Origin of the sequence: Pelagimonas varians (assembly GCF_003208435.1) — a bacterium.
Classification (GTDB): domain Bacteria; phylum Pseudomonadota; class Alphaproteobacteria; order Rhodobacterales; family Rhodobacteraceae; genus Pelagimonas; species Pelagimonas varians.
This window is the reverse complement of the sequence record NZ_QKMF01000003.1, coordinates 13,716-29,971: the sequence shown is the minus strand read 5'-3', so window position 1 is coordinate 29,971 and position 16,256 is coordinate 13,716. Positions and strand designations below refer to the sequence as shown.

The following is a 16,256-nucleotide window of genomic DNA, read 5'->3' as shown; positions in this document are numbered from 1 at the left end:
AAAATTCATGGTTATCTCCATATGAAAGTTTATGATGGAGTCGTACTAACCCACTGTTTTTACTTAGTATACTAGTATCAATTGACGGAATAATTGGTACTAGTACGAATTAAAAATTCTTACCTATCGCACTTGGCGTGGCCTACAGCGTCGTCTTCACGGTTTCGATGCGTTGCTTGAGCATTTCCAGAAGATCTGAATTGTGTACTTTTAAGTGTCTGGTCAACTTTTGATATGGCTGGGCACTTCCGTTTGACGCTTCTGGATCTTTCAATAGACCCTGAAGCTTGAACCAGACATCATTCCAACTTTTCCAAGTGGTGCCGGTTTCTATCTCATCCATAAGAAACTTCTCGATCTTTGGCCAATCTTCCGATGGCTTAGCCCCAGCCTTGCCTTTGTTGTGGCCCACTTTTGGGGAATTGTTTACGCCGTGGGATTTGGCCCAGCGCATCACATCATCCAAGGAAAGTGTAACATCTACGAAGCAGGTAAGCTCCTCGAATTCGTCCGGACGTTCAGGAACTGTTTCCACAGTTTGCTCAACCTTCAGGCGACGCCGGCGCTCCTCATCAAAGTGCTCTGGGTTAGACACCCAAAGGATCGACTTCTCCCAGACGACACCTTCAAGCCACCAAGAAACGTTTGGGATATCGGACGGTTCCAGTTCAGCTCCATTACCCAGAATGATTTGGTCACTTTGCCTAAGTTTTAGCGACAGTCGGCGAAGCTGGCTTGAATTTGGTTCCTCATAGAAAATCGGATGATCCACTCGCACTCGGGCGAACCTGCCCCTCGCATTAATCTCGCCTCTGCTGATCACTAAAAGTAAAGGGTTCAATGCGTCGACGGCTTCGATGTACTCACGACTGGCGAGCGGCAACACAACGTCGTTTTTAAATTTGCGATCCTCCAAAAGGCACCTTGCAGCATTCAAGATTGATATTCTGTCAAATTCCGACATGGCTCCTCCGAAGACTGAAACTTAAAACACATCAGTGTCGGGAACATATCAGAGGAAGGAGACATGATCGCCAACCAAATCCACAGAATCCGCCACCCGGATAGATCAAGGAATCTACTACCCCCCCCCTTACGAACACAGGGTCTCTCTGTCTTTTTTTTTAGGTTCAAAAAGGCTGGATTTGTTGGATTTCTGAAAATGATACTAAGCATTCCAGACGTTTGCCCGACTTGTGTTCGCAAATGAGGGACCCACAGGGGGTATCCCGGTGTGTAAAACCGGACCTGTAGCAGCCGTCGGGGAGACCAAGATCAAGTCTGAATACTTGACATTTCGGATAGCGTTCTGCGTTCAGGGGCGGAAATCACTCGCTTTCAGCGTAATTTGAAAGTCAGAAAAGCGCTGAATACGACCTTTGCAAAGACAGGCCAAACCTAGTTTCGCAAGTGAGCGAACGGCCCACACCTGCCGTTGGCCGGGTGATCAAACGCCGCGTTGCAGCTTTCCTAAACCTGCCGTTGGCGCATAGGTGCAGCATTTCTGGCGGCTAGATGACGGCAACGCGGACCAAGCCGACCTTGACGGTTGGAAGATCAATGGCCGCTTTATCTGTCTGTGGGGCAGAGAAAAGCAACAAGGGCAGTAAGGAACCGTTTGCTGCGTTTGCAAACTACGAGCGACGATTTTGAAAAAGCGGACACTCGACCCATTTTCGTCGAAAATACCTGCCAATGTCGGCTCCGAGCCCGGACTGTGAATTCGATTTTTGTGCTGTATGCGCGCGCAGCGCAAATATTGCTGTATTTGCTCAGTTTCCGTTGTTGCAATGCAGCACAGAAACCGGTCATCCATACTGGCCGCAGCGAGTAGGAAATGATCAACTCACACGCAACAGACAAAGCGGTCATGCCTGAAGTCTATCCAGATTGGATTAGAACCCAGCAGCTACGGGACCCATTCCATGCACCGAAAAAAGTGATGCAAATCTATCGCAAGACTACGAATTTGCACGCCGTTCCTCATATCAAAGCAGTCGTGATTGCTGCATGCCATTCTATGGCGGCGCTGAGCTCAGTTTGACGGATGATGCATGTTCAATGAATAGCAGCTTCGCCCCACAGAATAGCTGTCGATGCGCGTTGCACTAGGGTCCGCAGAGTGAGACCCAACCGTGCTGCTGCAAGACTATTGAAGTTGTTCTTGAACAGCCAACACGCACGTTCTTCGTTTTCATCTAAACCCTGCCCATTGTTCATTTTCACTGTTCCGTATTTACGATCAATTTCGTTGGCCTATTCTGTAACATTAGGCTTGGTAGAATGAGAGGCGGGTAAGACATGTTTGAAGGATTTACAGAGCAGGTTTTACCGGGCGACGGGACTGATATCTTCGTTCGGTCAGGCGGTCCTGAAAATGCTGAGCCGTTGGTTTTGATACATGGATATCCCCAGACGTCGGCCATGTGGCATCTGGTGGCCCCGAAACTTGCCGAAACTTATCGCGTGATCTGCCCCGATTTGCGGGGCTATGGGCGGTCTGGCAAACCTGCCACAGACGCTGAACATGCGCCCTATTCAAAACGTGCCATGGCCAATGACATTGTAGCGGTGATGCAGTCGCTGGGCCATGATCAATTCTTGGTTGGGGCGCATGACCGTGGCGCGCGCGTGGCGCACCGTCTGGGGATGGACCATGCGGGCCGCGTTAAAGGTATGGTGCTTTTGGATATCGCGCCCACGCGTGAAATGTACGCCAACACATCGCATGATTTTGCCAAAGCTTATTGGCACTGGTATTTTCTGATCCAGAAACATCCTCTCCCCGAGACGATTATCGGTGAGAATTCGGATAGTTTCTGGAAGCTCAAATGTTTCAATCAGGCGGGTGGGGACAATGTGTTTTCGCAAGCTGCATTGGCGGAGTATTTGTCGGCGTTTCGGGACCCTGCTGTGATCCATGCGAGTTGCGAAGACTACAGGGCAGCAGCCACGATTGATATCCGCCACGATGATGCCGATGCAGGTGCGAAACTGACGATGCCTCTGTTGACGCTTTGGGCAAAACAGGGTGTCATAGGGCACTGCTTCGATGCGGCAGCCCTTTGGAAAAGCCGTGCGGAAAACTTGGAGTTCGACGAAGTTGATGCCTCGCATTACATGGCAGAAGAGATACCGGACGTGATTGTTGCTCGCTTGTTGGATTTCTTTGACCGCAGCCATACCGCTCAGGAGGCAGCACTTTGACCCGCACCCTTTATGACAAGCTGGTGGATACGCATAAGGTCTGTGATCTGCCGGGCGGCGACATACTGCTGTATGTCGATTTCCATATCATGAATGAATACACCAGTCCGCAGGCATTTTCCGGGTTAGAGCAAAAGGGGCTAAAGGTCTGGCGACCTGAGGCGCATTTGTCGGTCGTAGATCATGTGAACCCGACGCGGTCGCGGGCGCCCCATGACGCGGCCTCCAAGGTGTTGATCGACAATCTTGAGGCCAATTGCACCAAACACGGTATTGCGTTTTACGGGCTTGGGGATCGCCGGCAAGGCATCGAACATGTGGTTGTCCCCGAGCAGGGTTTGGTGTCGCCAGGTATGGTGATCGCCTGTGGCGACAGCCACACCACCACATACGGCGCGTTTGGCGCGCTCGGGTTTGGCATCGGCACGTCTGAGGTCGAACATGTGCTGGCCACGCAGACACTGCGCTATAAACGTCTGAAAACCATGTTGGTCGAGGTTGAGGGTGATTTGGCCGCTGGCGTTACCGCCAAAGATATCATCATGAAGGTGGTGCAGGTTGTCGGTGCCGGGGGTGCCAACGGTTATGCTGTGGAATTCGCTGGGGTCGCGATCCGTGCACAGGGCATGGCGGGGCGGATGACGATTTGCAACATGGCGGTCGAACTTGGCGGGCGCGCAGCGCTTATTGCGGCGGATGATAAGGCGTACGGCATGGCCGCGGGTAAGCCCCACAGCGATGGACTGGCGTTCGACAGTGAGCAATGGGCATCGGATGAAGGCGCAGAATTTGACCGTATCGTCACCATTGATGCCGCCGAAATCCCACCTTTGGTCAGCTGGGGAACCAGTCCTGATCAATCCGTGTCTATTGAAGGATTTGTGCCAGACGGTGCCGCCGATATGACTCCGAAAGCAAAGGCCGCTTTGGACCGCGCAATCGCCTATATGGGACTGACGGCGGGGCAATCCGTGCAAGATATCCGCATAGACAGCGCCTTTATCGGGTCATGTACCAACAGCCGGATCGAGGATTTGCGCGCCGCTGCGAAGGTTTTGAAAGGCCGCAAAGTGGCGGCGGGTGTGCAGGCCATCATCGTGCCAGGGTCGACATTAACGCGGATGCAGGCAGAGGCAGAGGGGCTGGATAAGATCTTTGCCGATGCCGGTTTCGATTGGCGCCCTGAAAGCGGTTGTTCGATGTGTCTTGCGATGAATGACGACATCGCGATGGACGGTGAGCGTGTTGCGTCCTCAACCAACCGAAACTTTGAAGGGCGTCAGGGGCGTGGCGCACGCACTCATCTGATGAGTCCTGCTATGGTCGCTGCAGCCGCGATTTCCGGCCATCTTGCCGACGTGCGTAGCTTTACACCGGAGCCGGAATAGATGCCCAAATCAGTCACGGGCCTTGCCGCCCCCCTACCGCTGGCCAATGTCGATACCGATGTGATCATGCCCAAGCGGTTCTTGATCACCATCACGCGCGAGGGTCTGGCGGAAGGCACATTCGCCGATCTGCGCTTTGACGAGGCGGGGAACATTCGGCCTGAATTTGTGTTGAACAAGGCACCTTGGAAGAACGCGTCTATCCTGATCGTCGGTGATAATTTCGGCTGCGGATCCAGCCGGGAACACGCCGTCTGGGGCATGGGTCAGATGGGTCTGACGGCTGCGATTGGCACAGGGTTTGCGGGTATTTTCTATGACAACGCCCGCAAGAACGGTCTGGTATTGCCAATTGTAACGCCTGAGGCGCGGGATGCGATGCTGGACCTTGCCGCAGCAGGCGATGGCCTTGAAATTTCCATCGACATCGAGAACCGCAACATCATTGCGGGCGAAATGTCGGTGCCATTCGAGATGGACGATGCCACGCAGGCGTCCATAATACGCGGTGGTGACGACACGTTGGACTCGTTGGAACATGCCGAAGCGATCCGCGCCTTCGAGGCCAAGCTGGGCGACAAAATGCGGGTGAGTGTCCTGAAGTAGCGGGCCTAAGCGCGCCCGCGCTGCTCGGCCAACGTGGCCCAATAGGCGCAGCCATAAGGGATGATCTCGTCGTTAAAGTCATATTCTGGGTGGTGCAGCCCCGCCGTGTCTCCTTGGCCAAGAAAGATATGCGCGCCGGGTCGGGCTTGCAGCATGAATGAGAAATCTTCGCCGCCCATGTTCAGCGGGCCGTCGAGAGTGGTGTTTGCCACTCCAACAACATTTGCGGCAGCAGCCATAGCAATCTCGGCGAATTCTGGTGTGTTGGCTGTCACAGGAACGATAGTTTGATAATCAATCTCGACCGTGGCACCCATGCCAGAGGCAATGCCTTGTGCGATGCTATGCAATTGCGCCTCCGCCTGCGCCCGTAATGCTTGGTCCAGTGACCGCACTGTTCCGCACATTTTGGCGGTTTGTGGGATGACATTGTATGCATCACCACCGTGGATTTGCGTGACAGAAACCACTAAGCTGCTGATAGGGTCCGCAACGCGCGACACAATGGATTGCAAGGCTGTGTGAATGTGGCTGGCGACCAGAACCGGATCAACACCAAGGTGCGGGCGGGCTGCGTGAGCGCCTTTGCCAGTGATCTCAATTGTGAAATTATCGCCTGATGCCATCAACTCACCGTGGCGGCTTGCAAAGGTTCCCACAGGCATCCCCGGACGGTTGTGCAACCCATAGACTTCACCAATTCCGAACCGTTCCATCAGCCCGTCGTCCAACATCGCCTTTGCCCCGACACCACCTTCTTCGGCGGGTTGAAAAATAAGCACGACCGTGCCGCTGAAATTGCGGGTCTGCGCTAGATATTTCGCCGCACCCAGCAGCATCGACGTGTGGCCGTCATGACCGCAAGCGTGCATTTTGCCATCAATCTCGGATTGGTAGGGGAGGCTTGTGGCCTCAGTGATCGGCAACGCATCCATATCCGCGCGCAGCCCGATCGCGTGGTTCACCGTACCTGCCGCGCCCCTCAGGATGCCGACAACACCGGTTTGCCCAACATTATCGATCACCTCATCCACACCAAATTCGCGCAGTTTGTCAGCCACGAAATCAGCTGTCTCAGCCACATCAAAAAGCAGACCCGGGCGACGGTGCAGATTTTGACGCCATTCGGCGATCTCGGCGTGATGTTGGTTGAAATATTCCAGCGGTTTCATACGGGCGACCCTATTTCGTTTCAGTCATACATCTGTCGCGACCAATAAACCATGAACCGGAACGGCAATTGATCGTATTTCCGAAATAATAACCTGGAAGAAATCAGTAGGTCACGTGTGCCGTTTCCAGGTTCTTTTAAGCTCTTTCTGTGCCAGATCCGCATGATCTTTGACAATTTCTAGGAATTCCATCACGGTTTGGTTTCGTTCATTTTCGCGCCATGCGACGCCGAATTTCAAGCGCGCATTTGCTGCGAGGAAAGGCCGAAAAACAATGTTCTTGGGTCGTAGGACGCCAATCCATTCCGGGACCAGACCCAAGCCCATCTCCAGCTCGATCAGACGCATCATGGTCAGCTTTTCCGTCACTTCCATTGCAATTTTGGGTCTCAAGTTTTTTTCGGAAAAGCTTTTTATTACAAGATCGTGGAGGTAGGGCCGTGCATTTCTAGGAAAATTGATCAAAGGTTCGTCGGCCAAATCCTCTACGGTCAGACCTTCCTTCTTTTCGGCAAGGTAATGTGATTTCGGCAACGCGACCAAAACATGTTCTTCGACCAAGGTTTCAAACTTGATCCCGGGCGCATTGGTGGGCGGGCGAAAGAACGCAAGGTCGATGCGGTGCGATTGCAGGTTTGTGATTTGCTCGTCGGAGCCCGACACCTCGGTCATCGGCAAGCTGAGGTTTGGCAGGCGTGCTTTGAACGCTTCGATAACGGGCGGGAGATACCAAATCAAAGCTGCGTCAATGCCCCCGATTCTCAAGCGCTTGAACCGGCTATCCGCGGCAAGCTCTGCCTGACGAACACCATTTTCCAAACAGGCAAGTGTTGCATGTACTTCTTTGAGGAATACTGTTCCTGCCTGCGTCAGGCTGACGTGGCGTGTCGTGCGGAAAAGGAGTGGAAATCCAAGTTCTTCTTCCAAGCGTTTGATCTTGGTCGACAATGCGGCCTGCGCCATGCCAACGCGATCCGCAGCCGCGCGAAAATGCAGCTCTTCAGCGACGGCAACAAATGCCTGAAGTTGACGCAGTTCCACCGTGATATCCTTTTTTCCAAACCAATTCTCCACACGAACCCTAACATACCCATTGATCGCAGATATTAAATAATTCTTCCACGTCACCAAACCAGTGCATCGAAGAATAGGGTTAACGCAAACGACGGCTGTGCCGCTTTGTCCGACATCTGTCGAGAAGCCTACTGCCCGTTTGGATTTGCGACGATCACGCGCGATCACCTCATAGGGGGAAGAAAATGAACACCATCAAACTCATGTTGTCGGCAACGGCACTAACAAGCGTTGTGGCCTCGGCGGTGGCTGCTGAAACAACATTCCGCTACGGTTTCCAAGGCTCTCTGGGATCACTTGACCCTTACTCGCTGAGTGAAACCTTTACGCTGGGCACCCTCACAAACGTGTATGAGGGCTTAACCAGACGCGACGAAAACCTGCAAATTCAACCCGGTCTTGCTGAAAGCTGGGAAATCATCGAGCCAACACGCTGGCGGTTCAATTTGCGGCAAGGTGTTAAATTTCACAACGGCAATGACTTTACGGCCGCCGATGTTGTGTTTTCGGCAAATCGGGTGCGCTCTGAAGGGTCAGACCTTAAGGCGCGTATTCCCACAGATGCGGAGTTCATAGCCGTCGATGACCATACCGTTGATGTTGTATTGAGTTCAGCCAATCCAATCCTGCATTCTGAATGGCACACATGGATGATCGTGGATCAGGAATGGACCGTAACAACAGACTCCGTGCAAGTAACGACCGCGGCAGATACGTCTGTAACGACAATTTCTCAAGAAACGAACGGCACAGGTCCGTTTATGATTGCTGAGCACACAACTGGCGTCGAGACGAACTTTACAGCGAACGCAGGCTGGTGGGGCTGGAACGGAAAGGCCCCCAATGTTGACCGCGTTGAATTCAAGACCATCGCAGCGGATGCCACCCGCGTCGCCGCTCTTTTGTCAGGTGAGATGGATCTGGTGTACCCAGTTCCGCCGCAGGATATTGGGCGCGTCGAATCTAATGCTGCCACAAGTGCTTTGGTCGGGCCGGAGCTGCGCACGATTTTCTTAGGGATGGATCAGGCGCGTGATGTCCTGACGTATTCCAACGTAACAGATGCAAATCCGCTTCAGGACGTGCGTGTACGTCAAGCCTTCTATCACGCCATTGATGCCGTAGCGATTTCAGCACGGATCATGCGCGGGCAGGCGACGCCATCGGCGCTGATGTTGGCACCGTCGCTGTTCTCGGGATCGGGTGCGTTTGAACGTCTGGCTTATGACCCGGAACTGTCCAAGCAATTGCTGGCAGACGCGGGGTATCCCGATGGCTTCGAAATTCAGCTGGATTGCCCGAATGATCGCTATGTGAACGACGAAGCGATCTGTCAGGCAGTAGCCGCAATGATGGCACGCGCAGGAATTACAGTGAATGTGAATGCGCAACCAAAGGCGCAGTTTTTCGCACGCGTCTTGGCTGCCGGTGGATATGACACGTCTTTCTATTTGCTGGGTTGGTCCCCAAGTTCATTCGACAGCTGGAATGTGTTGACCCAGCTACATGGTTGCCGGACCCAGAATGAGGGTACGGGGCCGTTTAACATCGGTGGGTATTGCAACCTGAAGGTTGATGAGCTGGCGGCGCAAGTACTGGTCGAGAACGATGCGGCCAAACGGGATGAATTGATCGCTCAAGCCTATAAGATGACGACAGATGACGTCGCCTATCTGCCATTGCATCAGCAAGGTTTGGCGTGGGGCGTATCCGAGAAGTTCAGCGTTGCACAACGTGCAGATAACATCTTCCGGTTCTCACTGATCACAGCCGCTAAATAGTCGGCAGCTGAGCAAGAAAGGAGAGCCTTGTTTCGGCAAAGCTCTTGATTTTATATGATAGCCTTTGTAATCCGCCGCATTATTCAGTCGATCATCGTCATCATGGTCGTCGGCTTGGTCGCGTTCGTCATGTTTCGGTTTGTCGGTGATCCGGTCAACCAGATGGTCGGACTCGAGACATCCATCGCTGACCGCGAACTATTGCGCGAACAACTTGGCCTCAATCAGCCGCTGATCGTGCAATACTGGCACTTCATCAGCAATGCAGCACAGGGTGACTTTGGCACGTCGTATCAATATCGCAGGCCGGTTTCCGAAATCCTCGGTGAACGGCTGCCTGCGACGCTTGAACTTGCTTTGGTCTCGGCAATATTTGCGATCGCCGCAGGTATTCCGATGGGGGTCTACACAGCGCTCTATCGAGATAGTGTGCTGTCCAACATTTTTCTAACAGTCTCCCTGATCGGCATCTCACTCCCCTCGTTTTTGGTTGGTATCCTGCTGATCTTTATCTTTTCGGTCCATCTGCAATGGTTGCCCAGTTTCGGGCGCGGCGAGGTCGTTGATCTTGGGTGGTGGTCCACCGGTTTGCTTACAGCCACGGGACTCAAGGCAATCATCTTGCCGGCGATCACTCTTGGCTTGTTCCAGATGACGCTGATCATGCGACTGGTCAGATCAGAAATGATGGAAGTCCTGCGCACCGACTTTGTTAAGTTCGCCAAGGCGCGTGGCTTGAAAACCCGCGTTGTTCACTTTGGCCATGCACTGAAGAATACGATGATCCCGGTCATTACCATCACCGGTTTGCAATTCGGTTCGATCATCGCCTTCGCCATCATCACGGAGACGGTGTTTCAATGGCCCGGCTCTGGGCTGTTGTTTTTGCAAGCTGTCCAGAATGTAGATGTGCCGATTATGGCGGCTTACTTGCTGATGATCGCATTCCTCTTTGTCCTGATCAATTTGATCGTGGATGTTCTTTATGTCGTGGTTGATCCGCGCATTCGTCTGGAAGGAAGCTGAAGATGAGCACCGATTACCAAACGAATGAAGCCAAGAGCCTGCTGCGTCGCGTGCTGGACTCCGACATCTGGTATTCCTTCAAAAAATCAAAAGTCACGATGGTCGCAGCAGGTGTCGCGCTGATCATTTTTCTGGCCGCATTGCTGGCACCGCTGCTTGCGCCACATAACCCTTTTGATCTGGCATCCTTGTCGTTGATGGATTCCCTTCTGCCCCCGTCCTGGACCGGGATGGGCGATCCGCGTTACTTGTTGGGAACCGATGATCAGGGGCGGGATGTTTTGTCGACAATCCTGTATGGCTCACGGATTTCCATTGCTGTTGGCCTTGCCTCCGTGGCCTTCGCCGCCGTGCTTGGGATTACGCTTGGGTTGGTCGCGGGCTACATGGGCGGTGCCGTTGACGCGGTAATCATGCGGGTGGCCGATGTTCAACTTAGCTTTCCAGCGATCCTGATTGCGCTGCTGATTGATGGCACGATCAGCGGCCTCACGGGCGGTGTGAACCGCGAGGAGACTGCATTTACCGTGTTGGTGATTTCTATTGGCCTGTCGTTTTGGGTGCAATACGCGCGCACTGTGCGATCCTCGACACTGGTGGAGCGTGACAAGGAATATGTTCAGGCCGCGCGTTTGATCGGGCTGCACCCGTTTCTAATCATGCTGCGTCATGTGCTGCCCAATGTCATGGGGCCTGTGCTGGTGATCGCAACGATCAACCTCGCACTCGCCATCATCACCGAGGCAACCCTGTCCTTCCTCGGCGTGGGCATGCCCTCGACCCAACCATCACTTGGCACGATGATCCGTATTGGCAATGACTTCCTGTTTTCGGGCGAGTGGTGGATCACACTCTTTCCCGGCGCACTTTTGGCGGTGCTTGTCTTGGCTGTAAACCTGCTTGGCGATTGGTTGCGCGACGCCCTCAATCCAAAGCTGAGGTGACAAACATGAGTGATGTTCTTTTAAGCGTGCGCGACATGGTCGTCGACTTCCCGACGCGCCATGGTCTCTTGCGCGCAGTGGATCATGTCAGTTTTGATCTGTCGCGTGGCGAAGTTTTGGGACTGGTTGGTGAATCTGGTGCGGGCAAATCGATCACGGGTGCCGCGATTATCGGGTTGATCGAACCGCCCGGCCATATTTCTGGCGGTACTGTCCATCTTGACGGGTCTCGTATCGACAATCTCGGCATGGAGGAGATGCGGCGTATTCGCGGCAAGCGTGTTGGCATGGTTTTCCAAGACCCGCTGACATCGCTGAACCCCCTATACACTATCGCAAAGCAGTTGATCCAAACCATCCGCACCCATTTGGATCTTACCGAAAAGCAGGCACGCGCCCGCGCAATTGGTTTGCTTGAAGAGGTGGGCATCCCTGCTGCTGACAAACGGATCGACGACTATCCTCATCAATTCTCTGGTGGGATGCGGCAACGTGTTGTGATCGCACTTGCCTTATGCGCCGGACCAGAGCTGATCATTGCGGATGAGCCGACAACCGCGCTGGACGTGTCGGTGCAATCGCAGATCATCGACGTTCTGAAACGCATGTGTGCTGAACATGGGACAGCCGTTATTCTTATCACCCATGACATGGGCGTTATCGCGGAGGCAGCGGACCGTGTGGCGGTTCTGTATTCCGGCCGCATCGCCGAGATTGGCCCAGTACGCGAGGTCATCAAACAAGCAAAGCACCCCTATACCAAGGGGCTGATGCGTTCGATCCCGACACTAACCCAAACCAACGACCGGCTGACCCAAATCCCCGGCACGATGCCCCGGATCACGGACCGTCCTGAGGGATGCGCATTTGCCCCGCGCTGCGGCCACGTCATGGACATCTGCCGCAGTCAGCAACCGGCAACCCGCTCCGTCGGCAATTGCGAAGTTGCGTGTCATCTTGAGACCGAAGGAGGCGCGTCATGAGCGACAATCTGCTTGAAATCAAAGACCTCTCTCGTATTTTCGACATTTCAAAACCTTGGTTGAACAGATTGATCGAACGCGAAGACAGACGACTGTTGCGCGCGGTCAATGATGTGTCGTTGAACATTAAGCGCGGCGAGACCTTTGCTTTGGTTGGGGAATCCGGTTCGGGCAAATCCACCATCGCCAAGGTGATTGTTGGTCTATTGGCGGCGTCCAGTGGTGAGATTCGTTTTGACGGCGTCAATTTGGCAGAACAGTCACCCACCGCAATGCGGAACATCCGTCGTCGCTATCAAATGATCTTTCAGGATCCGTTCGCCAGTCTTAACCCGCGCTGGCGTGTGCGCGACATCATTGCAGAGCCGTTGCGGAAATTTGGCATGGGTGACATGGAAGGCAGCTCGCAGAAGCGTGTCGATGAGTTGTTGGAACTTGTCGGTCTGTCCGCCAAAGACGGCAGCAAGTTTCCGCATGAGTTTTCGGGCGGCCAACGCCAGAGGATCGCGATTGCGCGTGTCTTGTCGTCCAAGCCGGAATTCATTGTCTGTGATGAGCCGACCTCTGCGCTTGATGTGTCTGTTCAGGCGCAAATTCTAAATTTGATGCGGGATTTGCAGGATGACTTTGGGCTGACCTATCTGTTTATCAGTCACGACCTGTCAGTTGTGCGCCATATGGCGAACCGGATTGGGGTTCTGTATTTGGGCCGCCTTGTTGAAGTATCTGACAGCAAAGAGATGTTTCGAAATCCGCGCCACCCCTATACGCAAATGCTGCTTGAAGCGGTGCCTGATTTGGACATGACAGGGCGGACACGTGTGAAGGCGGCGGGTGAAATCCCTAACCCGATCACGCCACCGTCTGGCTGCACATTTCATCCCCGCTGTCCGCTGGCAGATGCCCATTGCAAAGCCAATATTCCCCCCGTGGTTGAAAGTGATCTGGGGGCTGTCGCCTGTTTCAAGGCAACGTGAAGAAGAGCCACCGGGCACGGGCATGTTCTCGACTCCGAGCGTAGATATTCGGGTCGGCAGGTGTCCCGAGAGCCCGTACATATCTACAGCCCGAGACCCGATCGTTGGAGCCGTGCGCGGCGAAAGAGTGATTTGAGAGCGCCCAATTTTAACCCTCTCAATAGCCGCTCTGGTGAAATCCGCTGCGCTGCCAAATGCGCGACGCTGCAAGTGCGTGAGAATGCTGCGCCAGCAATAGCTGCACCTGCATAGGTCTGGTTTGTCCGCACACCGACGTTTAAGCCACGATAACGTACAACGATCCCGACAAAAACTGTCGGATGACTGCTAAGAGCCCATATTGCAATTCTTCTGCGCCGCAACGAACGGCAGCTTTGGAGCGGTTTGACATGGGCCCGATAGCAAGAATTTTCTAATTCTTAAAGCTGATTTGTGAACTCGTGATCACTTTGCCAGCCATGGCCGCAGTCAACGTTTCCCAATCGACGGAAATGTCGTCGTTTTCGGGTAGGCTGGTGAGTGGCGCATCCAATGCAAAAACAGTGATTGTGTATTCGTGTACGGACCCTGCTGGTGAACACGGGGGGGTATATCCCGTGTTCCGTTCGTCTTTGTCAGCACCTTCATCGCCAATTGACGCTGGGTTGGCACGTTCGAGTTCGGACGTGTTTGGTGGGATGTTCCACAACAGCCAGTACTGACTGGGGGTATCACGACCAGCCACTGCGCCTCTTGGATAGTGGTGCATGATCACCGCAAGACTTTCAGTCCCAGCAGGAACGTCCGACCACGCCAGCGGAGGCGATACACCATCGCCACCATCGCGTGTGCATTTAAGGGCCGCAGGGAGAATACCCCCGTCCGCAATTTCAGCACTTGAAAGGGTGAAGCTGTCCTGCGCGACGCTGGCGGTTGCCAGTGACGCGCAGATTGATGCTATGGCGCATATGCCCCCATGCCGGTTCAACGACAGAACTCACCCGTCATCAGTTCACCGTCGTTGGTGACTGTTTGGGTCGTAAACACGTAGCAGCCGTTGGTATCCGCAGGGGCATAACGGATGAAATACGCATTCCCTCCGTAGGTATAATCCATGCTGCGACTACCATCGTCGTTCTGCGTGAACACAAGGTCTTCAACCCCGCCGCTCGGCGGGCGACCCGGTGCAGCACCACCGCCTGTCGCCACAGACAGCGGGCGCACACGTGGCAGTGCGTCAAAGTCAGGGACTTCACCCATCAGGCATTGCACGATGTAGGGCGCATCAGGCGACGTATGATAGCGGTAACCAAAGGTGTCATCGGCCTGACCATTGCAAACGTCCAGCGTACCGTCCGCAATCACAGACCCATCTGGGTTCGCATCGCCATAAATCGGGAACCCGTCAAAGGCCCAACCGATGATCGCAGCATCGCCCGCATTCGCCATAGCCTCAATCATACAAACCGGTTCGGCGTGATAATGATAATCGTCACCGCGCCCCGCATGGCCGCCACAGACATCAAGCTGCTTTGTGATCAGCGTGTCATGTTGGGCTTGGTGGTGGGAAAGATCCGCTTGGCTCATCTCGCCACCGCCGGTGTAGTCATAAATCGGCACACCGTTGATGGCGACGCCCAAGGCCGCATCGCGTGTCAGGGGGACGCCGCTCAGGACTGGTGTCAGAATAACGGGTGCGCCGTACTGGGCGGGCACTGGCACTTGTTCGTTTGTGCCGGCGATCCCAGTCATCATGTCGTGGTCGGGATAAGTGTCCGACGTCAGGATCGCATGGCTGTCGGTGCAGGTCACATCCACCTCGCCGTCAAACCCTGCCTCCGCGACCGAGGCCGCAACCGCGCTGCAATGATCCTCGTGTGCGAGGGCAAATGTCGGGAAAGAGACTACCGTCAGGGCAGCGATAGCAATAGGTTTTGAAAAAGCCATATTAAGACTCCCTTATAATTGATTATTCGACAGTCAAGCGGCATAGCACCGTATTGCTTTGTTCAAGATCAGGACCCCAGATCAGTTCGGCACCGTCCACCCAAGTGATTTCATCGTAGCCGTCTTTGGGCCCTACTTCGCTTGCGGAATAGATATCGGCGTGTGGCCAGTCGGAGGCATCAAAATCAGCCGTATCCCACCCGTCGGGTTCGTCCGATGCCTCAAACGTACAGGCCCCTTCTCCAGCAACAGGATCGGATGATCCTTCACAGGATTTATCCAAAGGTGCTGAATGAATAACAAGGCACTGCCAGCCATCGTTGCTGACAGCCACACGTTCGCCCGCTTCATCCATAATCTGCAAGATCACGCCACCATCGCCCATCTGCTGATTGCGTGCCCCGATATATTCCAGCCCGGTGTCGTTTTCTTTAAAGTCTTTGGCGACCAAACCGATCACAAACGGACGCTGGGCCTCGAAGGTGAAGCTTTCGGCGTTAAACGACCGCTCAGTGGTGATCGATACGCTGTCTTGTGCGACCTGTTCACCGTCAATGCGCATCTCGAACCAATTGTCGGCCCAAACATCGGCAGACAGGGTTTCGGCAGATAGTGGGAGTGCTGATACGGTCAGCAGTGCCAGCGAGGTGAGAATAGGCTTCATTTTGGGATTCCTTAATAGACTTGTCGAGTATTAAACCCCGTAACAGCCGTGTTCCGTCGCACGAATTCTTGATTTTTTGATTTTTATTATCGGGCGTTTATAAAACCAGAAGCAGCCGTCGACAATCGAAACGCGAACGGCAGTTTTGTCCGCACACCGACGTTTGAGCTGATATAATGCTGCACGATGCACGAATGTCCGCAATGACGGGCCGCGCCGCAGCATTCAGAAGGCATGGTCAATGGCGGGTCCGAGCTGGATTTTCGAGGGCCAACTTGTCGGTTTCTCTGAACCGGACTTTCGCTGCACAACAGAAAATCGGTAGATTGGGCTCCAAGCGGACTTGCGGCGGCGCGGCAGCAGGTCTGCAGCGAAACACGAGCACGGTCAGGTGTCGGATGACCGGTGTCAGCCCAAAGCAGAAGTTCGATGAAACCTTCAGATTGTGGAAAGCGGACCTTCAACGAGCAAAACAGAATGACTGCCTTGCGGGACAAACCGGCCTAAT

At 54.0% G+C, this 16,256-nt stretch carries 14 protein-coding genes; 8 read left to right on the top strand and 6 right to left on the bottom strand.

Features of this window, described 5'->3' with window-relative positions:
- Nucleotides 1–142: 142 nt before the first annotated feature.
- Nucleotides 143–964 (bottom strand): hypothetical protein, encoded by an 822-nt coding sequence (locus C8N36_RS04475; RefSeq protein ID WP_097804879.1) that lies wholly within the window; start codon nucleotides 962–964, stop codon nucleotides 143–145.
- A gap of 1,337 nt (nucleotides 965–2,301) precedes the next feature.
- Between C8N36_RS04475 and C8N36_RS04470 the strand changes: the two genes are divergently transcribed.
- The 3 genes from C8N36_RS04470 to leuD are packed head-to-tail and all read left to right on the top strand — an operon-like array spanning nucleotide 2,302 to nucleotide 5,201.
- On the top strand, nucleotides 2,302–3,207 hold the full coding sequence (locus C8N36_RS04470; protein ID WP_097804880.1) for an alpha/beta fold hydrolase: 906 nt from the start codon (nucleotides 2,302–2,304) through the stop codon (nucleotides 3,205–3,207).
- A complete protein-coding gene (gene leuC / locus C8N36_RS04465; protein ID WP_097804881.1) occupies nucleotides 3,204–4,595 on the top strand; it encodes a 3-isopropylmalate dehydratase large subunit in 1,392 nt (463 codons plus the stop codon). Before C8N36_RS04470 ends, leuC begins: the two co-directional genes overlap by 4 nt.
- Nucleotides 4,596–5,201 carry a 3-isopropylmalate dehydratase small subunit gene (leuD, locus tag C8N36_RS04460; RefSeq protein WP_097804882.1) on the top strand — a complete coding sequence of 202 codons (606 nt, stop codon included), beginning with the start codon at nucleotides 4,596–4,598 and terminating at the stop codon, nucleotides 5,199–5,201. It begins immediately after the preceding gene.
- Nucleotides 5,202–5,206: 5 nt separating this feature from the next.
- Here the strand turns inward: leuD and C8N36_RS04455 are convergent, their stop codons facing one another.
- Together C8N36_RS04455 and C8N36_RS04450 are read right to left on the bottom strand one after the other, a co-directional pair.
- Entirely contained in the window at nucleotides 5,207–6,373 is a 1,167-nt protein-coding gene (locus C8N36_RS04455; protein WP_097804883.1) for a M20 aminoacylase family protein, read from the bottom strand.
- Nucleotides 6,374–6,484: 111 nt separating this feature from the next.
- Nucleotides 6,485–7,414 (bottom strand): LysR family transcriptional regulator, encoded by a 930-nt coding sequence (locus tag C8N36_RS04450; protein WP_170125804.1) that lies wholly within the window; start codon nucleotides 7,412–7,414, stop codon nucleotides 6,485–6,487.
- A gap of 218 nt (nucleotides 7,415–7,632) precedes the next feature.
- On the opposite strand from C8N36_RS04450, the gene C8N36_RS04445 reads away from it, so the two are divergent.
- The 5 genes from C8N36_RS04445 to C8N36_RS04425 are packed head-to-tail and all read left to right on the top strand — an operon-like array spanning nucleotide 7,633 to nucleotide 13,158.
- Entirely contained in the window at nucleotides 7,633–9,228 is a 1,596-nt protein-coding gene (locus C8N36_RS04445; RefSeq protein WP_176527088.1) for an ABC transporter substrate-binding protein, read from the top strand.
- Between the two features lie 54 nt (nucleotides 9,229–9,282).
- Nucleotides 9,283–10,254 (top strand): ABC transporter permease, encoded by a 972-nt coding sequence (locus C8N36_RS04440; protein WP_097804885.1) that lies wholly within the window; start codon nucleotides 9,283–9,285, stop codon nucleotides 10,252–10,254.
- 2 nt (nucleotides 10,255–10,256) lie between these two features.
- Nucleotides 10,257–11,198, top strand: coding sequence for an ABC transporter permease (locus C8N36_RS04435; protein ID WP_097804886.1), 942 nt, complete (start codon nucleotides 10,257–10,259; stop codon nucleotides 11,196–11,198).
- Nucleotides 11,199–11,203: 5 nt separating this feature from the next.
- On the top strand, nucleotides 11,204–12,181 hold the full coding sequence (locus tag C8N36_RS04430; RefSeq protein WP_097804922.1) for an ABC transporter ATP-binding protein: 978 nt from the start codon (nucleotides 11,204–11,206) through the stop codon (nucleotides 12,179–12,181).
- Nucleotides 12,178–13,158 carry an ABC transporter ATP-binding protein gene (locus C8N36_RS04425; RefSeq protein WP_097804887.1) on the top strand — a complete coding sequence of 327 codons (981 nt, stop codon included), beginning with the start codon at nucleotides 12,178–12,180 and terminating at the stop codon, nucleotides 13,156–13,158. The genes C8N36_RS04430 and C8N36_RS04425 overlap by 4 nt, the downstream gene beginning before the upstream one ends.
- A gap of 412 nt (nucleotides 13,159–13,570) precedes the next feature.
- Here the strand turns inward: C8N36_RS04425 and C8N36_RS04420 are convergent, their stop codons facing one another.
- The 3 genes from C8N36_RS04420 to C8N36_RS04410 are packed head-to-tail and all read right to left on the bottom strand — an operon-like array spanning nucleotide 13,571 to nucleotide 15,748.
- Nucleotides 13,571–14,125, bottom strand: coding sequence for a YbhB/YbcL family Raf kinase inhibitor-like protein (locus C8N36_RS04420; RefSeq protein WP_170125803.1), 555 nt, complete (start codon nucleotides 14,123–14,125; stop codon nucleotides 13,571–13,573).
- The gene (locus C8N36_RS04415; RefSeq protein ID WP_097804889.1) at nucleotides 14,122–15,084 is read right to left on the bottom strand and encodes a YHYH protein; all 963 of its coding nucleotides are present in this window, start codon (nucleotides 15,082–15,084) and stop codon (nucleotides 14,122–14,124) included. Before C8N36_RS04415 ends, C8N36_RS04420 begins: the two co-directional genes overlap by 4 nt.
- A gap of 22 nt (nucleotides 15,085–15,106) precedes the next feature.
- Entirely contained in the window at nucleotides 15,107–15,748 is a 642-nt protein-coding gene (locus tag C8N36_RS04410; protein WP_170125802.1) for a PEBP family protein, read from the bottom strand.
- Nucleotides 15,749–16,256 lie beyond the last annotated feature (508 nt).

Bases quoted from the DNA above. Each gene is read 5' to 3' on its own strand.
- C8N36_RS04475 (WP_097804879.1), bottom strand. From the start codon at position 964: ATGTCGGAATTTGACAGAATATCAATCTTGAATGCTGCAAGGTGCCTT.
- C8N36_RS04470 (WP_097804880.1), top strand. From the start codon at position 2,302: ATGTTTGAAGGATTTACAGAGCAGGTTTTACCGGGCGACGGGACTGAT.
- leuD (WP_097804882.1), top strand. From the start codon at position 4,596: ATGCCCAAATCAGTCACGGGCCTTGCCGCCCCCCTACCGCTGGCCAAT.
- C8N36_RS04455 (WP_097804883.1), bottom strand. From the start codon at position 6,373: ATGAAACCGCTGGAATATTTCAACCAACATCACGCCGAGATCGCCGAA.
- C8N36_RS04445 (WP_176527088.1), top strand. From the start codon at position 7,633: ATGAACACCATCAAACTCATGTTGTCGGCAACGGCACTAACAAGCGTT.
- C8N36_RS04440 (WP_097804885.1), top strand. From the start codon at position 9,283: ATGATAGCCTTTGTAATCCGCCGCATTATTCAGTCGATCATCGTCATC.
- C8N36_RS04435 (WP_097804886.1), top strand. From the start codon at position 10,257: ATGAGCACCGATTACCAAACGAATGAAGCCAAGAGCCTGCTGCGTCGC.
- C8N36_RS04430 (WP_097804922.1), top strand. From the start codon at position 11,204: ATGAGTGATGTTCTTTTAAGCGTGCGCGACATGGTCGTCGACTTCCCG.
- C8N36_RS04425 (WP_097804887.1), top strand. From the start codon at position 12,178: ATGAGCGACAATCTGCTTGAAATCAAAGACCTCTCTCGTATTTTCGAC.
- C8N36_RS04415 (WP_097804889.1), bottom strand. From the start codon at position 15,084: ATGGCTTTTTCAAAACCTATTGCTATCGCTGCCCTGACGGTAGTCTCT.
- C8N36_RS04410 (WP_170125802.1), bottom strand. From the start codon at position 15,748: ATGAAGCCTATTCTCACCTCGCTGGCACTGCTGACCGTATCAGCACTC.